Here is a 23,371-nt window from a genome sequence, read left to right as displayed (position 1 = left end):
GGCTGAGGGTTTTGTTATTCCTATTTATCAGCTAAAACTTCATCAGTCAAAGAAGTTAGCACCAAATCTTGGAATTTTTCTAGTTTGTCTTTATTTAATGCCAGCATATTATAATCTTTTTGCTTAGTTTCAATTTTGCTCACAAAATAGGGAACATCGATATTAGAAAATATTTCTAATATATCTTTTGTGTAATCAAAATCGCCGATTAAATAAAATTGTGCATTAATTAAAATGAAAGTTTTATCAACGCAATATTTATAAGAAAAATCATTAAAGTCAACTTTATGGACTCCAGTATCGTAACTTATGTTTTTTTCTAATAAACTTTTCTTAGTAATATCAGTCATTGCTTTACTTAAAGAAATATAAGTTAAATTTGAAGAGAGAATTTTAATGATATATCCGGCTGCACTATAGTTCTCTATTTCATTTGCTTTTACTGCAGCGTAGTACAAACCAACTTTATTCTCATGCGATAAATTTATTATCAAGTCTCTCTGTTTTACCTCATCCTGAACTGTTTTTTTCTTTTTACTAGAAAGTACTGAAAGAGCTTTGCTATTATCTGGTTTCTTCTCTTCTTCAACCAAAGTGAGAAAAATAGCCATTATAGTAGACAGTTTTTGAGTAATCTGAAGCTCTATCATGCTTATCAAAACAGAAAGGAATAGATGCTCAAAACGCTCTTTCCGAGACTTATTACCAAAATACATAGCATTTTCTTTAGGAGAGTTCATAAAAGAATCGATTCCCAACTCATCAGATTGTAACAGTTCAAATATTTCAAAGTTGTCATTTTTTATTAAATTAATAAATAGTGAGTACAATTCTTTAAAATAAATTTCTTCTAACTTTGAGGCTCTTAAACCAAATTCTTCTTTAGTTATATTTGTGTATATTTCGTCCTTGTATGCTAAACCAGTAAACATTGAAATCAATAATGTTTTATTATAAGTCCGGTAATCATAGCTACCCGAAGTTGCTAAAATTAGTTTCGAGTGTTGGTGTAGTAAACCCTGATAAATATCACTTAAAGGTTTTGGAACATTATTTTCTTGTTTGACGTGGAATAGCATCATTGCAAGCTTGCTGAAAGTAGAATTCCACCTAGTAAGATGCTCTTCCATACTTTTATCAGACTTTTTTTCAATGGTGTAGGTCAAATTTTGACAGTGGATTTCAATATCCAATATAAGATTTTTTACTTCTTTTTGTGACAAACTTACGGTTCTAATAACTCGAGTATTTACTCTTCGAGAAATTATTTGAAAAAATTCATCTACAGCAATTGTATATTTTAGAGTTGATAAAAGTAGCTTTTTTAGAACTACCATAGGTTGATGGGTATTTATCGCTCTCGATATCAATGAGTAACTATATTTTTGATTCTTATGATTCCTAATTATTATATTTAATATCTCTTCAGAGTTTTTCAATATTTGTTTTCTTTCTCTGAATAGAATAATAGGACTGGTGGGGTATATTCTTTTATTGATCTTTTTATTAAATCTTTTCATATTGTAATCAATCTTAAAACCTAAAATAAAATTGATTAGTGTAATTATAAATAGAGCTATTGAAACTAGATTTAAAAGTGAATAAAAGATTAAGAAGTTTTTTAAGGTTGTGCTTGTTACTTGATAATCAATTATAAAATTATAATTAGATATCAGCATTCCCGTGAATATAATAAACAAATTTACTACAATATTAAAAGTAAGCAACCCAATTTGATAAGATGCCCACATTATTGAAGACGAAATTTTTATTCGTGTAGTGTAAATATATATATTAGCCGAGACTGTTAATCCTAAAATAAATATAACTACTCTATTTGTATTTGAGATATAGTTTGTAATTTTACTAGTAGTTAGTTGGCTAGATGGAAAAACAAAATCATAAAAGTCTTGTGAAAACGTCGTCAAAATATCAAAAAAATCTTTAAACGTCGACATTAAAAAAAGGAGATTCAATTATGAACCTCCTCATTCACACGGAAGAAATTTCTTATTGCTTCATTCTCTATGAAAACTTTGAAGTTTTGTTGGGCATCTGTCCAAGGTGCTTCTTTATGAGTTTGATCAACAAGCTGAAAAGCGCTCATGTCCTTTAATTGAGTCCAGACAGCCTCAATTGTATCTTTTTGCGAAGGAGTCAGATTATCAAAATTATACTCGTCAGTTTGTATATCATTTTGACCGAACTTTTTAAAATAAGCATAAACCTCTCTAATAACTGGACCATAATCCCAAGCTTCAAATAGAGAATCTGTAATCAAGATATCATTGTCCCATTTGTAATGGCCGCCTTGACAATAATATAGTATTTTTTGAAGTTTTAAATTGGTTAGGGAAAAGTAGTGGCCACTTTCTTCATCCAAATCTCTAAGGTGAATTAAATAATTAGCAACATCCATTGCTTTTGCCAAAAAAACCCCTCCTTTTGAATTAATATAATTAACTGAATAAATAATTATATTAAAACTGTTCATTACTAATATACCCCATTAGTACCAAAATTAATACCCGTAAAATTAACTCACTTGTGTATTATTTATTAAAACTTTTATGTTCCATTATTTGAATGAAAAGGAGAGTCAAAACAGGCATTAGAAAATATATAAACAAGACTCCTTTTATATAGAAGGAACTCATTTTATAGAGACTCCTTTTTTGCCCAACAAGCATTTTAGAAATTGCCCAACTTTTGCCCAACTGCCCAACTACAAATAAACACAAATAAACAGAGTATTTTTTAAGAACGTTGATTTATTAATAACTCACCTCACACAAACACACTTAAAAACAGCGGGTATATAATCCGCACAAGCGTCCACCCTTGGGAACGCGAGCAATACTTGAAAATGTATTAATAGTTAAACTGGAACCGCTGAAGCTTTTGGGCTTCGGCGGTTTTTTTGTATTTAAGGCAATTTGAATAGCTACAAGCAACTTTTCTCTACTCTTCAAATATATAATAATCTCCTACCATCAGCACAATAAGCGCGAATCGTATGAGCCACTGCCCATTTCCTGTATGCTTAGTTTAATGGAAGGAACAGTTTCTTCCATTCAGAGGGGCAGCAAAATGGTGAATGAGAAAGTGAAGACGATGGAATCAGTTGTCAGCAGACTTTCTTCAACAATCCTGCGAACCCATTTCGGCAAAGGGCCAAAGTCAGTTTATGTAAATATAGTGCATCCGTATGTCTGTATTCAAATTAGAGAATTTATATCGCCTGTGGAGAAGATTCTTCTTAGTAAAAATGAAGGCACCAAAGTTTTTGAGCTTAGAGACTTGATGATGGACGAAATTAAAAGTGAGTTCAAAAGAAGTTTTTGGAAAGAAGCAGAGCTTGATGTAGTTGAACTATATGCCGATTGGAACTTAGATGGAAAATCTGGCATGATCCTGGCTATCCTCAAAGAAGGAAAAATTGAAAAACAGCTATGGCTAGAAGATGTAAACAAAAAAGATCTTCTGGAGGAGATCAGCAAGGTTAGTGAAGTGAGCCAAAAAGAACCGGGATCGACGGAGGTGTTTTGGCTGAGTGATAGATCCTTACTGATTCGGCGCATAGATATATTTACGCTGCTTGAAAAAGAACTAATTAACTTAGGATTTACAAAAACACTGAAATTGGCAAAACGGCCAATAGAGCAAAACCTTTTTAAACAATCTAATTTAGAGAGCATCCTGAAATGTTCCATACGTGAGATTTACATGGACTGGAATTTTAACGAAGACAAAGGGTACGCCGTTCTGGTATTGCAAAAATATAATTAAAAAAAGCATCCCTTTGGGGTGCTTTTTAATTTAAATATGACAGAATTAAAAGAATGGTTCATATTGAACTATAGAATTGCAGAAAACCTGCATCTTCAGCAACAGCTTCCATTTTAAAGTTGGTAAACATCTGTAAAATTCATTAAAAATTTCAGTGTTTAAATTGTTTACAACAGAATTTTTCAGGTTATAATTAAGTGCAGCCTTTATGTTTAATAACTCATACTGAATTTTCCTTTTAACGAAGGAAGATTTTGTGGGAGGGGATTAAATTGAGGAAAATACAAGGACTTCCAAGCCTCATTGAGTATTTGGAGTCAGTAAATTATCCGCTGGCTGCAGAGCAGATTACAGATTTGATGTCGAAAAGAAAGATTCCGCACCGCAAAGCATTCCAGGATACTGTGATTTTTAACTTAGAACACATAGACTGGTGGATTGCCGAGCAGCAGAAACGATCATAAGTTAAAGAATGTGCTGAACTGAAAAGAAGATCTCGCGCCCGTTCTGCAAGAACTGGGAACGGGGTTTTTCTTTTTTTCTTTTTTGGAAACTTTATACACTTTTGACCGTCTACTGTTATAATAATCTAAAAACCAAGGGGGTTCGGCTATGCGCTTTTTGATGACAATCCTTATCTTCCTCATCTTTTTTTCTTTTGCGGGAATTGGGGCTTATGTGGTAGGCCCGGATTTCTCAGCGGATCGTTTGGTTGCAGAAGCGACGGAAGAGTTGCGGAATACTGGCCAGATGGACAAAATAGTTGAGTATGTAGAAAGCGACCCACAGATGCTGGAGTACATAGAAGAAGCTCAAATTGCGGAACAGGACAGCGAATCTTTGCCATTTGAAACAAGCGGCGATGCAGCGGGTACCGTGATAAAAAAGGTGGGCATAACCGACTTGGCTAAAATGAAATCGGGAATTGAGGATGGCACGATGTCCGCTGAACAAGTGATTCAGGAACTGGAAGAAGATTTAAATGAAGAAGAAATGCTGGCGCTGAAAGTGCTCATGTATAAGGAACTATACAAACAGCAATAAAACATAGAATATGGTAGACTGATTCACGGAGACAAAGTAAATAGTTCAAAGGAGGCCATCGCATGAAATCATTTCAAGTAAAATTTAATTTTGATCAGGGAAATACAATTGTTCATAACGTTGAGGCTGTGGACAAAGAGTCGGCATTGGGTAAAATTCCTTCCAATGGGACTTATGAAATTTCTGATGTGGAGACAGGCCATATTTATCGCATTACAATCAATTTAGTTAAATATATAAAAGTCAGCGAATTGTAGAAGAATCTTTCTTGATAAGCTGCACAGGGGTGCTGCTTATGCGGCGCCTTTTTTTGAGCACATATTTACAAGCGACTAATCTGACAATGGAGGGATTACATGAAATTCAAAGGTTCAAGTGTATATGAAGAGAAAGATTTTTTAGCCAACTACCTGCAAAGAAGGAATCGAACGGATAGTCCGAATAACAGCATTGAAAAGCCGATGATCTACGAATTGCTTGGAGCCGTCCAAAACAAACAGATACTCGATTTAGGCTGTGGGGACGCACAGTTTGGAAAAGAACTTCTCCATGCGGGTGCAGGCAACTATCATGGAGTCGAAGGGTCTAAAGGAATGGAGGAGCTGGCAGCTCAAAATCTGAAGGGTCTGGATGCGCATATAACTTTAGCGACAATGGAATCATTCGATTACCCGAAAGAAAGCTACGACATTGTTGCTTCGCGCTTGGCAATCCATTATTTGCCCACTGTAGATGAGGTGTTCCGAAATATCCATCGAACATTAAAGCCTCTAGGAAAGTTTGTTTTCAGTGTCCAGCATCCGCTGACGACATCTACTTTCGAAAGTAAAAAATCGGGCGGAAAAAGAAGCAACTGGATTGTAGATAATTATTTTGCGGAAGGAGAACGTGAAGAGCCGTGGATCGATAAGTTAGTGGTTAAGCACCATCGGACCATCGAAAGCTATTTTACAGCGTTGACCAAAGCAGGCTTCGCGGTTACAGGACTTCAAGAAGGCATGCCAAAACGGCAGCACTTTGCGGATGAAACGGAGTATACGAGAAGAAAGCGGATACCCATCATTTTGGCTTTTGGCTGCACCAAACAATGAGCAGAAGTCTTTGTTTACATAATAATAATATAAATAAAAAACACCGGAGAATTTTCTCCGGTGTTTTTTAGTGGATCTGGCGGTAAACGCCAACAACTTTTCCGAGTATGGACACTTGGTCGACAATGATCGGGTCCATCGATGAGTTCTCAGGCTGGAGGCGGAAGTAACTTTCTTCACGGAAGAAACGTTTGACTGTCGCTTCATCTTCAGCTGTCATTGCAACAACGATGTCGCCGTTATTGGCAGTTTGCTGTTGCTTGACGATCACATAGTCGCCGTTTAAAATACCTGCCTCAATCATACTTTCGCCCATGATTTCCAGCATAAAGATGTGGTCATCTTCTGTGCCATAGCTTTGGGGAAGCGGGAAAAACTCTTCTACGTTTTCAATAGCTGTAATAGGAATGCCGGCTGTGACTTTACCGATTAAGGGCACGTGCAAAACTGGACTTTTATCAATAAGCGCTTCATCAGTGCTGATTACTTCAATTGCTCTTGGTTTTGTTGGATCACGTCGGATCAGGCCTTTGCTTTCAAGGCGTGCCAAGTGGCCGTGTACGGTCGAACTGGATGCCAGGCCGACTGCTTCACCAATTTCACGAACGGACGGTGGATAGCCTTTTAGGCGAACTTCTTCTTTTATGAATGTCAGAATATCTTCTTGTCGCTTGGATACTTTTTTCAACAGTTTCACCTCATTTGAGTAATTCTACTTGATTTCTACCAATAGTATACCAACTCGGGCTGTGAAATGCAAACATAGGTTCGAATTTAATTCTTGACAAAAACACCTGTTCGCATTATTATGAGAACATACATTCCGAACATATATTCTCAGGAGGCGATCAGAATGACAATCATCCGACAAAATTCTTACTTAATCGTATTTTTTGCTTTAATTGTGGTATTTACTTTTTATGCGATCCTGTCCCATAATACGAACAGTGCACAAATGAGCCAAGTTGAAATAGAAGAAGGCGATACACTTTGGACTTTAGCTGAATCGTTCAGCGGCACGACTCCCCATCATGAGTGGATAGAGGAAATCATGAAAGAGAACAACCTTTCAACTTCTAAAATTATCGCAGGACAATCTCTTAAGATACCCAGCGACCAATTAAAATTTGCTCCTGATGAGACCATTAAATTTGCAGGTGATGCTGAATGAAAAAAAATGCATTAATTTATTGCCGTGTCAGCACGACCAAAGATACTCAGGAATCTTCGCTTGAGAGACAGGAAGAGGAACTGATGAAGTTTGCGTTTGAACAATCCTATAAAGTAGAGGGCGTTTTTGCAGATCAGCACAGTGGCTACGAAATGGACCGCGAAGGGCTGCTTGAGATGTTGAACTCAATCAAAACCGAACAGGTCGATGCAGTATTCATTCAAGATGAAACGCGCTTAGGCAGGGGACATGCCCGCATCGCATTATTGCACGTGATGAAAAAATACGGTGTAGAAGTTTATACCCTATCTGACCGGGGACCCATTGCATTAAATGACATGGATGATATGGTCCTTGAAATATTGGCGGTCGTAGAAGAATATCAGCGCAAAATACATAATGCCAAAATTAAGCGGGGCATGAAACGCGCTGTGGAAAATGGCTATCAACCGGAAAAAAATTTAAAAGGCAAAGGCAATCCGGATGGCCGCGAACGCTTGGATTTGCCCATTGACCAAATTGTCAGTTTGAAGACCAATGGCCTCACTTTCAGCGAAATCGCTGTTACCCTGCGGGGATTTGGCTATCAGGCGAGCAAAGCTACCGTCCATCGCCGGTATAAGGAATATGAAAAGCTCATGAAAGACTAAAACATTGCAGAAATCCGACTTTTTTTGTACCATATGAAAAGAAGAAAGGTGGATGTCTATGTTATCGCCAGATAAATTAAACCGAATAAATCAGCTGTCACGCAAGTCGAAAACTGCTGGTTTATCAAAAGAAGAAGCGAAAGAGCAATCCCTTTTGCGCCAGGAATACCTGCAGACTTTCCGCAAAACAATGCGCGGCACAATTGAAAATGTAAAAGTGATTGACCCTAATGGAAATGATGTCACTCCGGATAAGGTCAAAAATATTCGAGAGAATAAGTATTTGAATTAAATACTTATTCTCTTTTTCATTGTATTCTTTTCTATTGTTGACTAAACTAGAAAGGGATTCTATTTTTGTTTAAGAGAGGATGTTACTATGTCAACCCACGCAGATCAACTTGCAGTGACTACAATTCGTACACTTTCCATCGATGCTATTGAAAAAGCAAATTCTGGCCATCCAGGATTGCCAATGGGCGCAGCTCCAATGGCGTATACATTGTGGACTAAACACATGAACCACAACCCGAAAAACCCGGATTGGTTTAACCGCGACCGTTTTGTGTTGTCGGCAGGACATGGTTCCATGCTTCTATACAGCCTGCTTCACTTGAGCGGCTATGGTTTGGAAATGGATGAAATCAAGAATTTCCGCCAATGGGACTCGAAAACACCAGGCCATCCGGAATACGGCCACACTACAGGCGTTGAAGCAACAACAGGCCCACTAGGCCAAGGAATTGGCATGGCAGTCGGCATGGCAATGGCTGAGCGCCATTTAGCGGCTACATATAATAAAGAAGGCATGAACGTCGTTGATCACCATACTTTTTCATTGTGTGGAGATGGTGATTTGATGGAAGGCGTTGCCGGAGAAGCGATTTCTCTTGCTGGCCACTTGAAATTAAATAAATTGGTTGTATTATATGACAGCAACGACATTTCATTGGACGGGCCGCTGGGCAAAAGTTTCTCTGAAAATGTTCAAAAGCGTTTTGAATCATACGGCTGGAACTACTTGCGCGTTGATGACGGCAACGAATTGGATGATTTGTCTGAAAAAATTGCACAAGCTAAAAATTCATCAGACAAGCCAACATTGATCGAAGTCAAAACGGTCATCGGCTACGGAGCTCCAAACAAATCCGGTAAAGCAGATGCGCACGGCGCGCCGCTTGGTGAAGATGAAATGAAACTGGTTAAAGAATATTACGAGTGGACTTTCGATAAGGATTTCCATGTACCTGATGAAGTATACGCAACGTTCGAGCAAGCAACAGAAGAACTTGGCGCAAAAGCTGAATCACAGTGGAACGAATTATATGAACAGTACAAATCGGCACATCCAGAGCTGGCTGAACAATTGCAAAAGGCAATTCGCGGCGATCTTCCAGAAAACTTTGATGCAGAATTCCCGACATATGAGTTTGGCAAAAAACAAGCAACTCGTTCGTCTTCTGGAGATATGATCAATGCCATCGCGAAAACGGTTCCTTCATTCTTTGGAGGCAGTGCAGACCTTGCAGGATCCAACAAGACAAACATCAAAGGCGCTGGCGATTTTGATGCGGAACATCCTGAAGGACGCAATATCTGGTTCGGTGTCCGTGAATTTGCAATGGGCGCTGCGATGAACGGTATGGCTTTGCATGGCGGTTTGCATGTGTTTGGCGGAACGTTCTTCGTCTTCAGTGACTATGTGCGTCCGGCGATTCGTCTGGCTGCATTAATGGGTCTTCCTGTAACTTATGTCTTCACGCACGACAGTGTAGCAGTTGGGGAAGATGGCCCAACACATGAACCGGTTGAACATTTGGCTTCTCTTCGTGCAATGCCGAACTTAAGCGTAGTTCGTCCTGCTGATGCCAATGAAACAAAAGCGGCATGGCGTTTGGCATTGACAGCTAAAACAACACCTACTTTATTGGTGCTTTCACGTCAGGACCTGCCAATTTTGGAAAACAGTGCAGAACTGGCTGAAGCTGGTGTTGAAAAAGGTGCTTATGTTGTATCACCTGCTGAAAATCCACAGGCACTATTGCTGGCGACTGGATCTGAAGTAAGCCTTGCTGTAGAAGCACAGAAACAATTGGCTGAAGAAGGCATTGCCGTATCTGTTGTTTCGATGCCATCTTGGGACCGTTTCGAAAAACAGGATAAGGAATACAAGCAATCCGTTATTCCGAAAACGGTAAAAAAGCGCCTGGCTATCGAAGTCGGTACTTCATTCGGCTGGGATCGTTATACAGGCGACGAAGGCGACATTCTGGCAATCGACCGTTTCGGTGCAAGTGCTCCGGGCGAACGGATTATGGAAGAATTCGGTTTCACTGCTGATAACGTAGCAAGCAAAGTGAAAAGTTTGATCAACGAAAAATAAGTTGGAGAATGGAGGCAGCTGATGCCTCCATTTTTTTGTTCTTTTGTGATGAAAACATCTGCATGGTTGCTTAATAGAGCTCAAAAGAAGTTTTTCAAAACGAAGTTTCTGTTAATTATTCTCCTGCTTATGGTCACAAATCTTTTTTTATAGTATAATCCATTGTGGTGCACTACTTATTTACGCAACACGAAGGAGGTAACAAGAATGGATACATGGATCTGGATCGTAATCGTTATCGTGGCTTTACTTGCAGGTGTTGCACTTGGATTCTTTATCGCACGCCGATATATGATGAAATATTTGCAAGACAACCCACCAATCAATGAAGAAATGCTGCGAATCATGATGATGCAAATGGGACAAAAACCGTCTCAGAAAAAAATCAATCAAATGATGTCTCAGATGAATAAAGCGTCAACTAAACCTGGCAAACCAGCTAAAAAATAAAAAGTACTCTGCGGAGTGCTTTTTTTATTTTGTCTTTAAACAGCTATTAGAGTTCCGCATAACGGGTATGTTGCCTGTAAGATCCTGGTTTTATTGCTTCACAGAAAGTGAAAAATAAAGGAGGCGCTTTAAATGGCAGATCACGAAGAGTTGAAGTTTTACTTGCCGGTTATCGAAGAGGATGAAAAAGAAAAAGGGAAATTCCATCTGGAAAGCACGAGTTTAACAAAAGCATTTCCGGTTTCATTAGACAAAATTCAGGAACTGGTGAAAGACATGACGGACTACAACTTGGATACTATTGAACTACATGTCACGGGCATTGTGAAGAGCGGGCCGATTACCGAACTGTTCATTGGAGCAGAAGGGCAGGCAGGCATGAAGCTGGTGCTCAATAAAAAGAAAGCGCCATAAGAAAAAGCACGCCGCGGCGTGCTTTTTACTTTAAATACGTCGGAACAGCTGTAGCAGATTTCCTATGTGATTCTTGCTGCTTAGGCGTCAGCAACCTGTATTTCATCAGAAATTCAGCCACAGCTTCTTCATATTCCTCCGGATTTTTATTGAACGATTGTGCATGGGCGCCCTCTGTAAACAACTTCAACTCTTTTGGGCCTTGCTTCAAGGCATAAAGCTCTTCGCTCATTTTTGGCAGAACAAAGTCATCGTTGACGCTGTGGATAAACAGAACAGGTTTCTCAATGTTTTTGACCGTTTCCCGTGGCGATACCGTGGAAATGGAATAACCATCCCGCATTTTCATGAACAAACTGGCAAGGCGCAAAGCCAATGTTGTGCGCAGCGGGGTTGTTGTTTTCATCACATGAAGAACTTGTTCATAAATATCGGAGTAGGCACAATCGGAAATATAGAAATCTGCGGTATCTTCCATGCCCGCATAAAGAAGCGTTGTCGCGGCTCCCATTGATTCACCGTGGATGCCGAAAAACAAGTCATTACCGATATGCAATTGCAAGGCTTGGACAACAGCCTTCAAATCAATTTTCTCGAAATGTCCAAAGCTGGTCGTTTTCCCTCCGGAATCGCCATGGCGGCGATGATCGTAAACAACAGAATTAAAGCCAAGACGCTCGAACATCCGTGCAAACTTGAATGAGTTGACTTTGCTTTCTGTCACTCCGTGGCAAATGATGACATAACGATTGGTATCATGCGGCTCGAGAAATATAGCTTTGATCGGGTAGCCATTTTGGGACTCGATCCACTGCTCGCTTTTTGGAACATTTGCGTACCATACTTCATCATAGCGTTTGGCGCTGGTTTCCCGTTCCAGAATCAACTGTTCATCTTTTTTCTTTACATACATCAGCCTGTTGCTGGCGATGAATCCTGCAATAGTGGCCGATGCTGTAAGGAGGCTGGAAACAATGGCAGAAGTCCAAATCAATTTTTTCTTCATGGCAGAAGCTCCTTAAGCCTGGTTTTTGTATAGCGTATACATGCCCGTAGCAACTGGATTCGTCACATGCGGCTCGATTTTTTCAATAGCCTGGCAAAGCAGGTCCAAATCGATTCCCGTCTGAACACCCATACGGTGAAGCATGTTAACGACATCTTCTGTCGCGACGTTGCCGGTAGCGCCAGGGGCAAATGGGCAGCCGCCCAATCCGCCTGCAGAGGCATCAAAGCGGGTTACACCTGCTTGGAGTGCTGCTGTGATGTTGGCAAGAGCCATTCTGCGTGTATCGTGAAAATGTGCAGTCATCAATACATTCGGAAAGGCTTCATGCAGCTTCGCGAACAATTCATAGCTTTCTTTCGGATTTGCCATGCCAATGGTGTCAGCGACACTCAATTCATCGACTCCCCAATCCACGAATTGGCGGCATAGCGCAATGGTAGCTTCCGGTGAAACAGCCCCTTCGAACGGGCAGTAGAATGCAGTTGAAATGCAGGCACGGACAAAAACATTCTGTTCTTTCAAGTTAAGGATCAGCGGCTTTAATGCAGCCATGCTTTCTTCGGTGGTTTTATTGATATTTTTCTTATTAAAGCTATTGGACACACCGACAAATACGGCAAGTGACTGCGCGCCTGCTTCCAGAGCAGCAGTGATGCCGCGTTCATTTGGCGTCAACACGAATTGTCTCCCAACTTTTTTCGTTTGGGCAACAATCTCCCTGGCATCGGCCATTTGAGGCACCCACTTTGGCGACACAAAAGAAGTTAACTCCATTTCCTGGATTCCGGCTTTCTGCAAAGCAGTAATAAATTGAAGCTTATCTTCGGCTTTTACAAGTTTCCCCTCGTTTTGAAGGCCATCTCGAGGTCCGACCTCGATAATCGTTGCATTTTTTGGTAAACTGAACATAGTATCCCCCCTGCTTTCCATTGTATAGAGGGAAGGGATAAAAGAGCAACTTGCAAACAATCAACCAAGGGGGAAAAGTTAATGTCACAGGAAATTGTTATTGTAAGCGCTGTCCGAACAGCGGTAGGTTCATTCCAAGGGGCGCTTAAAGATGTATCCGCAACACAGCTGGGCGCAATCGTCATTAAAGAAGCAATTGAACGTGCAGGCGTTCAACCGGAGCAGGTTTCTGAAGTCATTATGGGAAATGTTCTTCAGGCAGGCCTTGGACAAAATCCAGCACGGCAGGCGTCTGTCCATGCAGGACTGCCGGAAACCGTTCCGGCTATGACCATCAATAAAGTATGCGGTTCTGGATTAAAGTCGATCCAGTTGGCTTACCAGGCGATTTATGCAGGAGATGCAGAAATTGTCGTGGCAGGCGGAATGGAAAACATGAGCCGAGCACCTTACTTAATGGAAAATGCCCGCAGCGGTTTCCGCATGGGGGACCAAAAAGTTGTGGATAGCATGCTGGTTGATGGATTGACTTGTGCATTCAACGATTATCATATGGGCGTAACAGCGGAGAACTTATGCGACCGCTACGACATTTCACGCGAAGAACAGGACAAGTTTGCAGCCCGGTCACAGGCGCGCGCCACAGCGTCAATGGAATCCGGCAGATTTGATGATGAAATCGTGCCAGTGGAAATTCCGCAGCGCAAAGGCGATCCAATTATCTTCAAAAAGGATGAGTACGTCAAGAGTGATTCAAATGAAGAACGTCTAGGGAAGCTGCGTCCAGCTTTCAAAAAAGATGGCAGTGTAACAGCAGGCAACGCATCAGGCATCAATGACGGGGCAGCAGCCGTTGTGGTCATGTCAAAAGCAAAAGCCGAGGAAATGGGGCTGACACCTCTTGCGACTGTAGTAGCTAATGGCAGTGCAGGCGTTGATCCGGCTGTGATGGGCATCGGTCCTGTTCAGGCTGTGAAAAATGCCTTGCAAAAAGCTGAAATGTCACTTGGGGACATCGAACTGATCGAAGCAAATGAAGCCTTTGCGGCGCAATCGATCGCGGTTGACCGTGAACTGAAATTCAACCATGACATCTTGAATGTCAATGGAGGCGCCATTGCGATCGGACATCCGATCGGAGCAAGCGGCACCCGCATTTTTGTCACTTTGCTGCATGAAATGATTAAGCGCGATGCCAAAACCGGCCTGGCGACGTTGTGCATTGGCGGCGGGCAAGGAATTGCGACTGTCATTAAACGTCCTTAAGGAGAGAAGAATTATGGCTAAAAGAAAAGAAGAATCCAACAGTGTGCTGTCTGAAGACATATTGGCAAAACTGAAACAAACAAAAAAAGACTTGCTGAAAGAAGAACAAAAGCAGGAAGAAGAAAAAGAAGCACAGCGCTTATTTGAACGCAAAGAACGCGAAAAGAACTTGTCGTTCGCGGAATTGCTGGAGCGCCATGGAGATAAAGGCAATAAGTTTTAACAGCGTGTTTGCTGTTAATTCAAAATCTATATTGCTAAAAAATAGCCAGTCCCCTTTTTACAAGGGACTGGCTATTTTATTTATCGATTTAGTTTTTTATAGGCTGCTGCTATTTCCCGATACAATTCTTCTGTCGATTTTGAACTGTTGAGTTTGAGAATTGGGCTTTGGGATAGTTCAAGTTCATGCATATGGGCTTCGTATGTACCAACTGCGGTTTTATCGGTCGATGTGTGGTAGGTTTTACACCATTCTATAAAATCATTGGTGGGTTTGCCTTGCTGGTCTGGCCACATGTTATTAAGGTTGCCCCGATTTGCTTCCCGCTCCAACAGGCGTTTCATCCGTTCCGCTTCATCTAGTTCCAAAAAAATAAAAAGTTCCCGGTTGTTGAAACCATCTTTGCACCACGAAAAAACAGAGCCCGACACGGCGTAGCGGTCTGTCGATTGCATATCCTTCTTGTAAAGCTCCAACCGCTTTTCTGCCGGGTGATTTTCAGTAAAAGAGCTGTCTTTCCAAAGATAGCGATCTGTATCAATCCATACACAGTTTTCTTGTTCGCTGATGTATTTCGCTAATGTGCTTTTGCCGGTGCCGGAACCACCGATGACTTGAATTTTCATCCTCTTTCCTCTTTTCTTAAGACGATATGATAGGTGTTACTGTTTTGCTGCAGTGGGATAAAATCTTGATTTCAGTAAAAGCGACAGCGCAAAAATAACGAATGACAGAGCGGCCGAAATGACCAGTGCCGTTTGTTCACCGTAGTGTTGGATAATGTAAGTATAAACGATGGGTGAAATTGCCGACAATAAGAAGCCGGGTACGAGAAGCTTTCCGACAAGCGATCCATAAGTTTTGTGGTCAAACAAAACGAGCGGCAATGTTCCTCTCGTAATCGTCATGAGCCCGTTGCCGGCGCCGAAAAGAAAGGCGAATAGCAGCGCAGCTGCAAGAAACTGTCCACTGAAAAGACCAAAAATAAATCCGACAGGCAAAAACAAGGATGCCAGGATGGTTAAGGAAATAGGGTGGAGGCGTGCGCCGAACAGGACTTCACAGACCCGGGCGAAGGATTGTCCAATTCCCCTCAGCGTTGAAATCCATACGGAAAGAGCGGCAGTAAGCCCGAGTCCTGCCAGAAGAGTAATCATATGGGTAGACATAGCAGAATTCAAAAAGTTCAATAATGTAAAGATCAGTGCATACAAGCTCCCGGCTGCCCATTGCTCTCTCGCAGTAGCAGCAGAAGGAGAAGGAAACGACAGTTGTTTAACATCAGCTGCCTTTGTCTGATCGCCGAATCGGCTGGTGGGAATTGACAGATGCAGAGGGATTGTCAGCAAAGCAAAAAGGGCATAAATCATAAGAGCTACTCGCCAGCCGAAAGTTTCAGCTAAAAAGAAGCCAATCGGCCAAAAAACAGTGGAAGCAAGTCCGCCTAAAAGCGTGATTTGGGAGATGGGACGCTTAGCGTGTACTCCCCCAATACGTGCCAATGCTGCAAAAGCCGCATCATAAAGACACAAGCGCATAGCAAATCCCAACATCATCCAGGAGAGATAATAAGCTTCAATAGAGTAGGAAAGGGCAATTCCCCCGCAGCCGATTGCGAGCATTAGTGAACCTGCAGTCATTACAATTTTGCCGCCAAATCGGTCGATGGCCAGGCCAGTCAGTGGTGAAGTTACAGCCATAATGATCAAAGCGGCTGAAAAGCCGCCATAAACAAGAGGTTCACCCCATCCGAGCTCCTCAGCAATCCGTGCGCCAAAAGCGGCAATCAAGTAATAGGAAATTCCCCAGCAGACGAGCTGGGATATGCCAAGTGAAATGACTGTATGACGGGTAATCATGAATTCACCTCCCCGAATAAATTAGGTAATCGATGAATGGTTTTAATAACTTCATTATAGTTTTTTTATGGAATTAGATGTTGTTTAATCAAGAAAAAGAAGAGGAGCCCGCAGCCGCGGATTCCTCTTCTTTTATGGTTTACTGTTGTTCAGAATACTCTAAAGCTCTGTCCATAAAGACAGCAAATTCGGCTCTTGTTACATTGGCTTTCGGATTGAACTTTCCGCCAGACGAACCAATTGTGATTCCAGCGGCATATAGCGTGTCGATATACTCATCGGCCCAGCCTTCTTCAACATCAGGGAAGTTGTGGGAGCCTTCTTCAGTAATTTCGAATGCTGTCACTAATACCTTAGCCATTTCCTCACGGGTTAGCTGTTCTTTAGGACGGAACTTATTTTGATAGCCTGTAAAAATTCCAGCCTGTTGTGTAGCCATGATTTCTTCGAAATAAACATGTGTGTCTGGAATATCATCAAACATTTCATACGGTGAAGAGCTTTCCAGGTCCGGTAAAGCCCGGTCGAACATCAAAGCAACGTGTTGTCTTTGAATGCCATTTCTCCATCCGAAAGTCCCATCAGGATTACCTATAATGATCCCTTTGCCAGCTATTTTTTCGATTGATTCATATGCCCATTTTGGCTCGTCAGGACTGACATCAGAGAAAGTCGGATCCGGATTTGGTTCCGGTTCTGGCTCCGGTTCTGTTGATCCCGTCGTAAATCGGTAAATTGCCGATTTTTCGCTTTCATCTGCCGCATTGGTCATGTTCATGTACCAGTGATACGTCGTGTTTTTACTTAGGCCATTCCACTCGACTGAAGCTGTATCACCTGATTGGAGATTTGTATCTTGGCCGATAAGTTGATCTGTGTAGACATTGACAGCCATGTAGTCCGTTTCGATTTGTCTAGGATTTTCTTTGGCTTCTACATCCGCCAAATCAAATTGTGCTGTAAAGCTTTCTTTTGCAGGGTCGAACTGGTCGAAATCATAATCGTCAAGATAAGGTGAATATGAAACAAAGTCCAATGTTTCATCTGTTGGATCAAACGTCAACATCTTCAAATATCCTTGCCCACGGTCTGGAGGGGTATTGCCTTGGTGATTCGCCAACACTTCAAGAACTTCACGGTCTGTACCGTCTTCATTTTCAAGTTTTTTCACACGGTAGTTTGCGCCATGGTGATGTCCGCTGAGGACCATTTTGACGTTTTCATTTGGAACGACGATTTCTCTGTTGACGATTCTTGCTTCTTCGGTCACATATTGTGCCAAAGAGTTAATGTTTTCATGCATACCGACGATCGCATTGCGGTCTGCATGCTCTGCTAGGACCTTATTTGCCCATTCGACAGTTTCAGCTGACCCGTCTCTGCCGAATCCAAGGTAAAGGAAAATGAAATCATGGTCGCCAAATGAGAACAGATCATAATGGTTCTGATTTTCATCATTCATCGCTTCGCCAAACCAAGGCTTGTCTTGGAAGCGGTCAATTCCAGCATATCTTTGGAAGATCGTGTAATCATAAGTCTTGTTAAGTTTGTCAATAACTACATCATGATTTCCGGCTAACACACCATATGGAATGTTCGCCGCATCCATCCGGTCCAGATTTTCCTCGGCTACTTTCCATTGTTCCTCATCGAGTACTTCGTTTACAAGGTCACCGGTGTGCATTGCGTATTCATAGCTTCCTTTTTTAAATTCCTCAATCATCCAATCTGTCATGGAAGTCCAGACTTCCGGATAATCCTGGGCGTAATATTGTGTGTCTGTAAACCAAAGCATTGTAAAGTCTTTATCTTTTGAATCGGTAAGGGTCCCAGAATCATGGACCATTGCCTGGACTTTGCCGTCTTTGACAAATCGGTCTTTGTCAATTTCCGCTTTTAGTACAATTTCATCGTTATTGGCATTTCCTTGTGTTTGGCTCAAAGCTACCCAGTTGCCGGCTTTAAAGTCCCATGCAGATAAATTGGCCAATCCACTTGCTAATGTTTTTCCTTCCCAATAAAGCTCAATTGAGTTGCCCGCTGCCAAATCTTTTGATACATCAACTTCGAATCGCTGGGAAGGGAAGCCGTTGCTGCTTTTTGTTATTGCTGTCTTGTCATCACTAAATGCCATTGCGTCTATCTGTCCGCTAGTTAAAGGGGTGGCGTTTGTTTGGATTGGGACAGATATGGGGTTGTCGGCTGTATCGTTCTCAAAGCCCGATATGCTATTGCTGCCCGCAAAGTCATATGTAAACCCTTTTTTGAAATCAACTGCTTTAATGCCCGCTCCTGTTGAATCCTTGATAATTCCTTCCAAAGTGGTGCTAAGGCTGATATCCGATGCATAATTAGCCGGTTTGATATTCGTCGGCTTTTCCAGGCTCGTTTCTGCCAAAGGTGCTAATGAAACATTTGTTAACACCAAAGCTAATACGGCAGTTGTAGTGAAAATTTTCTTAATCATTTTTCGTCCTCCTTTAATAGGTGTGCATTTCTTATATGAAATTCTCAGGCTTCCCTGAAAAATGAGCACAAAATACTACTCTAATAGGGACATATATTCTTTTTGAATATAAATGGTGAACCTATTTATTCATAATACCAAAAATAAAATAAAAAACAACTTAATTTTCCATATTTTTTGAATATTTAATTATTTGAGACAGTACAATTGGCTTACAAATCTCAGTCTTGCCCTTTTGGGGGATAAAAAGACGTTGAAAATAGAAAGGAGAGGCTGATTTTTTGTGTCTAACCTTGGAGATAGATAGAATAAGAATCGGATATACATTTATTGAAAAATCCAATGAGATGAGGCGAAGTAGATTGAACCAAGACAAAATGACTGCATTGGGTTTTTATAAACCCAATTCAACGACAGAGGCACCAAATTTCGAACGGGTAGAAATTGAACGCCCTAAAGCTACCGGCAGAAACTTGCTGGTTGAGGTAAAGGCGATTTCAGTCAACCCAACTGATTTAAAGACGCGCGACGGCAAGAAGGAAGATGACCAGTCAGTGACAATTGTCGGCCGTGACGCTGCTGGAGTAGTTGTCGAAGTAGGAGAAGATTGCAGTTTCTTCCAAGTGGGAGATGAAGTTTTCTATGCGGGAACGAGCAATATTCCAGGGAGTTTGAGCGAAGTCCAACTGGTAGACGAGCGGATAGTAGGCAAGAAGCCGAAGAACATCAATTTTCCAGAAGCCGCAGCTTTGCCTTTGACCAGCATCACAGCGTGCGAAGCAATTTTTGATCGGCTGGGTGCCTCACGAGAACCGGCTGAAAACAAAGACAAAGTGATCTTGATTATTGGTGCGGCTGGTGGAGTTGGCTCGATTGCGACACAAATTGCAAAATTGGCTGGCTTGACGGTAGTAGGCACAGCTTCACGTCCAGAATCGAAAGAGTGGGCGTTGGATCATGGCGCAGATCACATCATCAATCACCGTGAACCATTCAAACCGCAGTTGGAAGCTCTTGGATTTTCAGGGGTCCATTATATTTTCAGCCTGACTAATGTAGATGACCACATGGAAAACATGGCAAAAATAATCTTTCCGCAAGGAAAAATCTGCTCTATTCTGCCAGCTTTCAAACCGCTTCACCTGGATTTGTTTTCGAAATCTGTCACGTTTTCCTACGAACTTATGTACACACGTTCAGTTTTCCAAACAGAAGACATGGTTTCCCAACATCATATTTTGACGCAGCTGTCAGACTGGGTGGAAGACGAGAAAGTCCGCTCGACCATGACCAAGCACTTGTCGCCTCTCAACCCGGAAACTTTAAAAGAAGCCTACGATGGCCTTTTGACGGGACGGACAATCGGCAAGATCGTAGTAGAAGGACCGATACAAAAATAAATTTATACAGCAAAAAGCAGGCATTACTCCTATAAGAGTAGCGCCTGCTTTTTTTGATCATTGAATCGCTTATTCCCGGTGTTCCTGGTAAATATCCTGGCGAGTCAGTTTTTTTGCCTGTGTAATTTGTTCGGCTGATACCGGAGTGTTGTAGGCATCAATGGTTGCTTTGATCTGATCCGCAGAACTGGCACCTGCAACGACCGAACTGATCGTGTCGTGCTCTAATACGCTGTGCAATGCTACTGCATGAAGATTATCGTGAACCGCTAATAGATTTTCCAGAACAGTTTTTAATTCAAGGTCGCCATAGCTTAAATAGCCATTCATCTTAGCTGCCCGCTGAAGCCCTTCGCCGGTCAGTAAGCCTTTCGCAAGCGATCCGCGGGTCACAACTGATTTGCCTGCTTGACCGATGCGATCGAGCAATTCTTCCGGGCGGCGGTCCAACAGGCTGTATTGCATCATGATCGAGGCAATATTTCCATTGGCCAAAAAACGTTTGATGACATTTGGACGAATCGAAGAAATGCCATAAGCACGAATCAAGCCTTCTTTTTTCAATTCTTCAAAAGCTTCAATAGTTTCTTCTGAATCATCGGTAATCATGCCGCCATGCAATTGATACAGATCGATGTAATCTGTCTGAAGGCGTTTCAGGCTCGCATGGATCTGTTCTTTAATGTACGCTTTGGTCGGATTCCAGTTAACTTCATCCGACTGAGCATGCCACTGGTTTCCTACTTTGGTCGCCAAAACAATATCTTTTCGATGGCGCTTTAATGCTTTACCGACCACTTCTTCGTTTTTACCCTTATTATACAAATCGGCAGTATCAAAATAATTGATGCCCTGTGCAATTGCTTCGTCAACAATGATGCCTGCTTTTTTTGCATCACTCGGCAAAGACATACAGCCCAGAGCGATTTCGCTTACTTCAATTCCGCTATTGCCCAAAAAGTTTTTCTTCATTTCTCCACCTCGTTTAGTCTGTCGTCCCCTATATGGTATACTTTTCCTTAGAGAAACCACAAATGAAAAGAGGATTTCAATGAAAAAATTTGAAGAAAAAACCATCCATTCCAATCGCTTATACGAAGGAAAAATCATCAACTTGAAAGTTGATGATGTGTCACTGCCAAATGGCCATACATCTAAACGTGAATTGATTGAGCACCCGGGAGCAGTTGCCATCATTGCCATCACTCCGGAAAACAAAATCATCCTGGTGGAGCAATACCGGAAAGCGTTGGAGCGTTCACTAATAGAAATTCCGGCGGGCAAGCTCGAGCCTGGAGAAGCACCGGAATACACCGCAATGCGTGAACTGGAAGAGGAGACAGGGTATACAGCTGAAAAGCTGGTTAAAATCCAGACTTTTGCGACCTCTCCAGGCTTTGCCAATGAGGTAGTCCATCTGTTTGCGGCTGAAGGCCTAAGCAAAGCCACCAATGGTGCGGTGTTGGACGATGATGAATTTGTAGAGTTGATGGAAGTGACAATTGAAGAAGCAGAGCAAATGGTCGTTGATGAAAAGATTTATGATGCAAAAACCGCTTTTGCAGTGCTGTGGGCAAAGCAGCGATTTTCAATTGAGAATTGAAACAATTCTCTCTTTATAACGATTATAATTAAAGGGCAGATAGTATTGTTGTAATTGAGAACTCCCTTTTGATATAATAGAGGCAGTTTGAGGGAGGGCGTCGCATGGAAACCAGGATTGATCGGATTAAAAAGCAATTACACGCTGCGAGTTACAAATTGACGCCACAGCGTGAAGCGACAGTTCGAGTTTTGTTAGACCATGAAGAAGACCATTTGAGTGCAGAGGACGTCTATCTTTTAGTAAAAGATATTGCACCGGAAATCGGATTGGCAACTGTGTACCGTACACTAGAACTTTTAACAGAATTAAAAATTGTCGATAAAATAAATTTTGGTGACGGCGTGTCGCGTTATGATTTGCGTCAGGAAGGCGCAGCACATTTTCACCATCACCTTGTGTGCCTGGAATGTGGAGCAGTGGATGAAATACAGGAAGATCTTTTGGAAGATGTGGAGAATATCGTAGAGAAACGCTGGAATTTCCAAATTAAAGACCACCGTCTTACTTTCCATGGCATCTGCTGGCGCTGCAACGACAGCAGTTCTCAAAATCCATCAGAATAAGGGATGCCAAAAGGACGGCCCATAATGGCCGTCCTTTTTTTATGGGAAAACGGAAAAGCTTTAGCGGCAGAATGATTGTCTTAAATATAAAATACCAGGGAGGCAGACGCATGAACTTTGGCAAAGATGCACTCGATGATTACCTGCATTTTCTGCGTGTTGAAAAACAGCTTGCAGATAATACGTTATCGTCATACCAACGGGATCTCAAAGTCTATCTGCAGTATTTAAAAGAAGTTGAGCAGCTGGAGTCGCTTAGCAAAGTTGAGCGGGTACATATATTAAATCACTTGCGCCATTTGAAGGAATCGACGAAAACGCCGCGTACTGTTGCGCGCCATATTTCGTCTATTCGTTCGTTTCACCAATTTCTAATCCGTGAACGCATTGTTGAAACCGACCCTACTGTCCATTTGGAGATGCCTCAGATGGACAAGAAACTGCCTAACATCCTGTCTATTGAAGAAGTGGATGCGTTGATGCAGGCGCCTGCCACCAACAAGGCCAATGGGCTGCGGGATCTGGCAATGCTGGAACTGTTATACGCCAGCGGGATGCGAATCAGTGAATGCATCAATTTGGATGTGGAAGATGTCCATTTGACGATGGGGTTTGTCCGCTGTACAGGCAAAGGCGGAAAAGAGCGGATAATACCTTTAGGGAAATCGGCGCTGAATTCCTGCCAAACCTATCTTGAAAAAGGGCGGATAGACCTGCTGAAAAGTGGAGAAAAAACCGATGCCATGTTCATCAATCAGCGCGGCAAACGGCTGACCCGCCAAGGCTTTTGGAAACTGCTCAAGCAGCATGCCCAAAAAGCTGGAATCCAAAAACAATTGACGCCGCACACGCTGCGCCATTCTTTCGCTACGCACCTGCTGGAAAATGGAGCGGACATACGGGCAGTACAGGAAATGCTTGGCCATGCAGATATTTCAACAACTCAAATTTATACTCATGTTAGCAAAACACGCCTTAAAGATGTGTATTCCCAATTTCATCCACGCGCTTAAACAAAAGAGGTCTGACTTCTGACGAGGGGCGGATATGTGGTAAGATAAAAGCGAAAATAAGGAG

General features: G+C 41.9%; 26 protein-coding genes. 17 read left to right on the top strand and 9 right to left on the bottom strand.

All coding sequences use genetic code 11. The features are described 5' to 3' along the window. Nucleotides 1-20: 20 nt before the first annotated feature. A complete protein-coding gene (locus QOZ98_RS02365) occupies nt 21-1,976 on the bottom strand; it encodes a hypothetical protein (protein ID WP_308785931.1) in 1,956 nt (651 codons plus the stop codon). Beyond that, nucleotides 1,973-2,431: a Panacea domain-containing protein gene (locus QOZ98_RS02360; protein ID WP_308785930.1), complete on the bottom strand. Its 459-nt coding sequence runs from the start codon at nt 2,429-2,431 to the stop codon at nt 1,973-1,975. The genes QOZ98_RS02365 and QOZ98_RS02360 overlap by 4 nt, the downstream gene beginning before the upstream one ends. A 659-nt stretch (nt 2,432-3,090) precedes the next feature. Between QOZ98_RS02360 and QOZ98_RS02355 the strand changes: the two genes are divergently transcribed. The 5 genes from QOZ98_RS02355 to QOZ98_RS02335 all read left to right on the top strand — a co-directional run bounded on the left by QOZ98_RS02355 (nt 3,091) and on the right by QOZ98_RS02335 (nt 5,924). Continuing rightward, entirely contained in the window at nt 3,091-3,789 is a 699-nt protein-coding gene (locus QOZ98_RS02355) for a Na-translocating system protein MpsC family protein (RefSeq protein WP_308785929.1), read from the top strand. Between the two features lie 272 nt (nt 3,790-4,061). Continuing rightward, entirely contained in the window at nt 4,062-4,253 is a 192-nt protein-coding gene (locus QOZ98_RS02350) for a hypothetical protein (RefSeq protein ID WP_308785928.1), read from the top strand. Nucleotides 4,254-4,401: 148 nt separating this feature from the next. Beyond that, the gene (locus QOZ98_RS02345) at nt 4,402-4,833 is read left to right on the top strand and encodes a hypothetical protein (protein WP_308785927.1); all 432 of its coding nucleotides are present in this window, start codon (nt 4,402-4,404) and stop codon (nt 4,831-4,833) included. 62 nt (nt 4,834-4,895) lie between these two features. After that, complete coding sequence (locus tag QOZ98_RS02340; RefSeq protein WP_308785926.1) at nt 4,896-5,090, top strand: hypothetical protein; 195 nt, start codon at nt 4,896-4,898, stop codon at nt 5,088-5,090. Between the two features lie 99 nt (nt 5,091-5,189). After that, on the top strand, nt 5,190-5,924 hold the full coding sequence (locus QOZ98_RS02335) for a class I SAM-dependent methyltransferase (RefSeq protein WP_308785925.1): 735 nt from the start codon (nt 5,190-5,192) through the stop codon (nt 5,922-5,924). Nucleotides 5,925-5,991: 67 nt separating this feature from the next. Here the strand turns inward: QOZ98_RS02335 and lexA are convergent, their stop codons facing one another. Further along, the gene (gene lexA, locus QOZ98_RS02330; protein ID WP_142826508.1) at nt 5,992-6,612 is read right to left on the bottom strand and encodes a transcriptional repressor LexA; all 621 of its coding nucleotides are present in this window, start codon (nt 6,610-6,612) and stop codon (nt 5,992-5,994) included. Nucleotides 6,613-6,777: 165 nt separating this feature from the next. Between lexA and yneA the strand changes: the two genes are divergently transcribed. From yneA to QOZ98_RS02300, 6 genes are all read left to right on the top strand, one after another. Then, the gene (yneA, locus tag QOZ98_RS02325) at nt 6,778-7,095 is read left to right on the top strand and encodes a cell division suppressor protein YneA (protein WP_308785924.1); all 318 of its coding nucleotides are present in this window, start codon (nt 6,778-6,780) and stop codon (nt 7,093-7,095) included. Beyond that, the gene (locus QOZ98_RS02320) at nt 7,092-7,745 is read left to right on the top strand and encodes a YneB family resolvase-like protein (RefSeq protein ID WP_308785923.1); all 654 of its coding nucleotides are present in this window, start codon (nt 7,092-7,094) and stop codon (nt 7,743-7,745) included. Before yneA ends, QOZ98_RS02320 begins: the two co-directional genes overlap by 4 nt. 58 nt (nt 7,746-7,803) lie before the next feature. Continuing rightward, entirely contained in the window at nt 7,804-8,037 is a 234-nt protein-coding gene (locus QOZ98_RS02315; protein WP_308786133.1) for a DUF896 domain-containing protein, read from the top strand. Between the two features lie 87 nt (nt 8,038-8,124). Next, nucleotides 8,125-10,128, top strand: a complete 2,004-nt coding sequence (gene tkt, locus QOZ98_RS02310; protein ID WP_308785922.1) for a transketolase — start codon at nt 8,125-8,127, stop codon at nt 10,126-10,128. Nucleotides 10,129-10,335: 207 nt separating this feature from the next. Then, nucleotides 10,336-10,578: a YneF family protein gene (locus QOZ98_RS02305; RefSeq protein WP_058384996.1), complete on the top strand. Its 243-nt coding sequence runs from the start codon at nt 10,336-10,338 to the stop codon at nt 10,576-10,578. Between the two features lie 132 nt (nt 10,579-10,710). Next, nucleotides 10,711-10,992 carry a hypothetical protein gene (locus tag QOZ98_RS02300; protein ID WP_308785921.1) on the top strand — a complete coding sequence of 94 codons (282 nt, stop codon included), beginning with the start codon at nt 10,711-10,713 and terminating at the stop codon, nt 10,990-10,992. Nucleotides 10,993-11,017: 25 nt separating this feature from the next. On the opposite strand, the gene QOZ98_RS02295 is transcribed toward QOZ98_RS02300, so the two are convergent. Both QOZ98_RS02295 and QOZ98_RS02290 read right to left on the bottom strand, forming a co-directional pair. After that, nucleotides 11,018-11,998 carry an alpha/beta hydrolase gene (locus tag QOZ98_RS02295; RefSeq protein WP_308785920.1) on the bottom strand — a complete coding sequence of 327 codons (981 nt, stop codon included), beginning with the start codon at nt 11,996-11,998 and terminating at the stop codon, nt 11,018-11,020. Nucleotides 11,999-12,010: 12 nt separating this feature from the next. Next, entirely contained in the window at nt 12,011-12,910 is a 900-nt protein-coding gene (locus tag QOZ98_RS02290; protein ID WP_308785919.1) for a hydroxymethylglutaryl-CoA lyase, read from the bottom strand. 81 nt (nt 12,911-12,991) lie between these two features. Here QOZ98_RS02290 and QOZ98_RS02285 point away from each other — a divergent pair, with 81 nt between their 5' ends. Then, a complete protein-coding gene (locus QOZ98_RS02285; RefSeq protein ID WP_308785918.1) occupies nt 12,992-14,176 on the top strand; it encodes an acetyl-CoA C-acetyltransferase in 1,185 nt (394 codons plus the stop codon). Between the two features lie 13 nt (nt 14,177-14,189). Continuing rightward, nucleotides 14,190-14,399: a DUF3886 domain-containing protein gene (locus tag QOZ98_RS02280; protein WP_308785917.1), complete on the top strand. Its 210-nt coding sequence runs from the start codon at nt 14,190-14,192 to the stop codon at nt 14,397-14,399. An 80-nt stretch (nt 14,400-14,479) separates the two neighbouring features. On the opposite strand, the gene QOZ98_RS02275 is transcribed toward QOZ98_RS02280, so the two are convergent. The 3 genes from QOZ98_RS02275 to QOZ98_RS02265 form a co-directional block, all read right to left on the bottom strand. Next, nucleotides 14,480-15,025, bottom strand: a complete 546-nt coding sequence (locus QOZ98_RS02275) for an AAA family ATPase (RefSeq protein WP_308785916.1) — start codon at nt 15,023-15,025, stop codon at nt 14,480-14,482. Between the two features lie 36 nt (nt 15,026-15,061). Beyond that, on the bottom strand, nt 15,062-16,258 hold the full coding sequence (locus QOZ98_RS02270) for an MFS transporter (RefSeq protein ID WP_308785915.1): 1,197 nt from the start codon (nt 16,256-16,258) through the stop codon (nt 15,062-15,064). A 139-nt stretch (nt 16,259-16,397) separates the two neighbouring features. Next, entirely contained in the window at nt 16,398-18,725 is a 2,328-nt protein-coding gene (locus tag QOZ98_RS02265; protein ID WP_308785914.1) for an S-layer homology domain-containing protein, read from the bottom strand. A 362-nt stretch (nt 18,726-19,087) separates the two neighbouring features. Between QOZ98_RS02265 and QOZ98_RS02260 the strand changes: the two genes are divergently transcribed. Beyond that, complete coding sequence (locus tag QOZ98_RS02260; protein WP_308785913.1) at nt 19,088-20,125, top strand: zinc-binding alcohol dehydrogenase family protein; 1,038 nt, start codon at nt 19,088-19,090, stop codon at nt 20,123-20,125. 69 nt (nt 20,126-20,194) lie between these two features. Here the strand turns inward: QOZ98_RS02260 and QOZ98_RS02255 are convergent, their stop codons facing one another. Then, nucleotides 20,195-21,097: an aldo/keto reductase gene (locus tag QOZ98_RS02255; RefSeq protein ID WP_308785912.1), complete on the bottom strand. Its 903-nt coding sequence runs from the start codon at nt 21,095-21,097 to the stop codon at nt 20,195-20,197. 79 nt (nt 21,098-21,176) lie between these two features. Here QOZ98_RS02255 and QOZ98_RS02250 point away from each other — a divergent pair, with 79 nt between their 5' ends. From QOZ98_RS02250 to xerD, 3 genes are all read left to right on the top strand, one after another. Then, nucleotides 21,177-21,728 (top strand): NUDIX hydrolase, encoded by a 552-nt coding sequence (locus QOZ98_RS02250; RefSeq protein WP_308785911.1) that lies wholly within the window; start codon nt 21,177-21,179, stop codon nt 21,726-21,728. A gap of 104 nt (nt 21,729-21,832) precedes the next feature. Continuing rightward, on the top strand, nt 21,833-22,294 hold the full coding sequence (fur, locus tag QOZ98_RS02245; protein WP_006829823.1) for a ferric iron uptake transcriptional regulator: 462 nt from the start codon (nt 21,833-21,835) through the stop codon (nt 22,292-22,294). Between the two features lie 110 nt (nt 22,295-22,404). Next, on the top strand, nt 22,405-23,307 hold the full coding sequence (gene xerD, locus QOZ98_RS02240) for a site-specific tyrosine recombinase XerD (RefSeq protein ID WP_308785910.1): 903 nt from the start codon (nt 22,405-22,407) through the stop codon (nt 23,305-23,307). The last annotated feature ends 64 nt before the right edge of the window (nt 23,308-23,371 follow it).

It is taken from the genome of Planomicrobium stackebrandtii, from assembly GCF_030814955.1.
GTDB lineage: Bacteria > Bacillota > Bacilli > Bacillales_A > Planococcaceae > Planococcus > Planococcus stackebrandtii.
The sequence above is the reverse complement of the archived record's forward strand: the minus strand, read 5'-3'. Positions and strand labels throughout refer to the sequence as shown.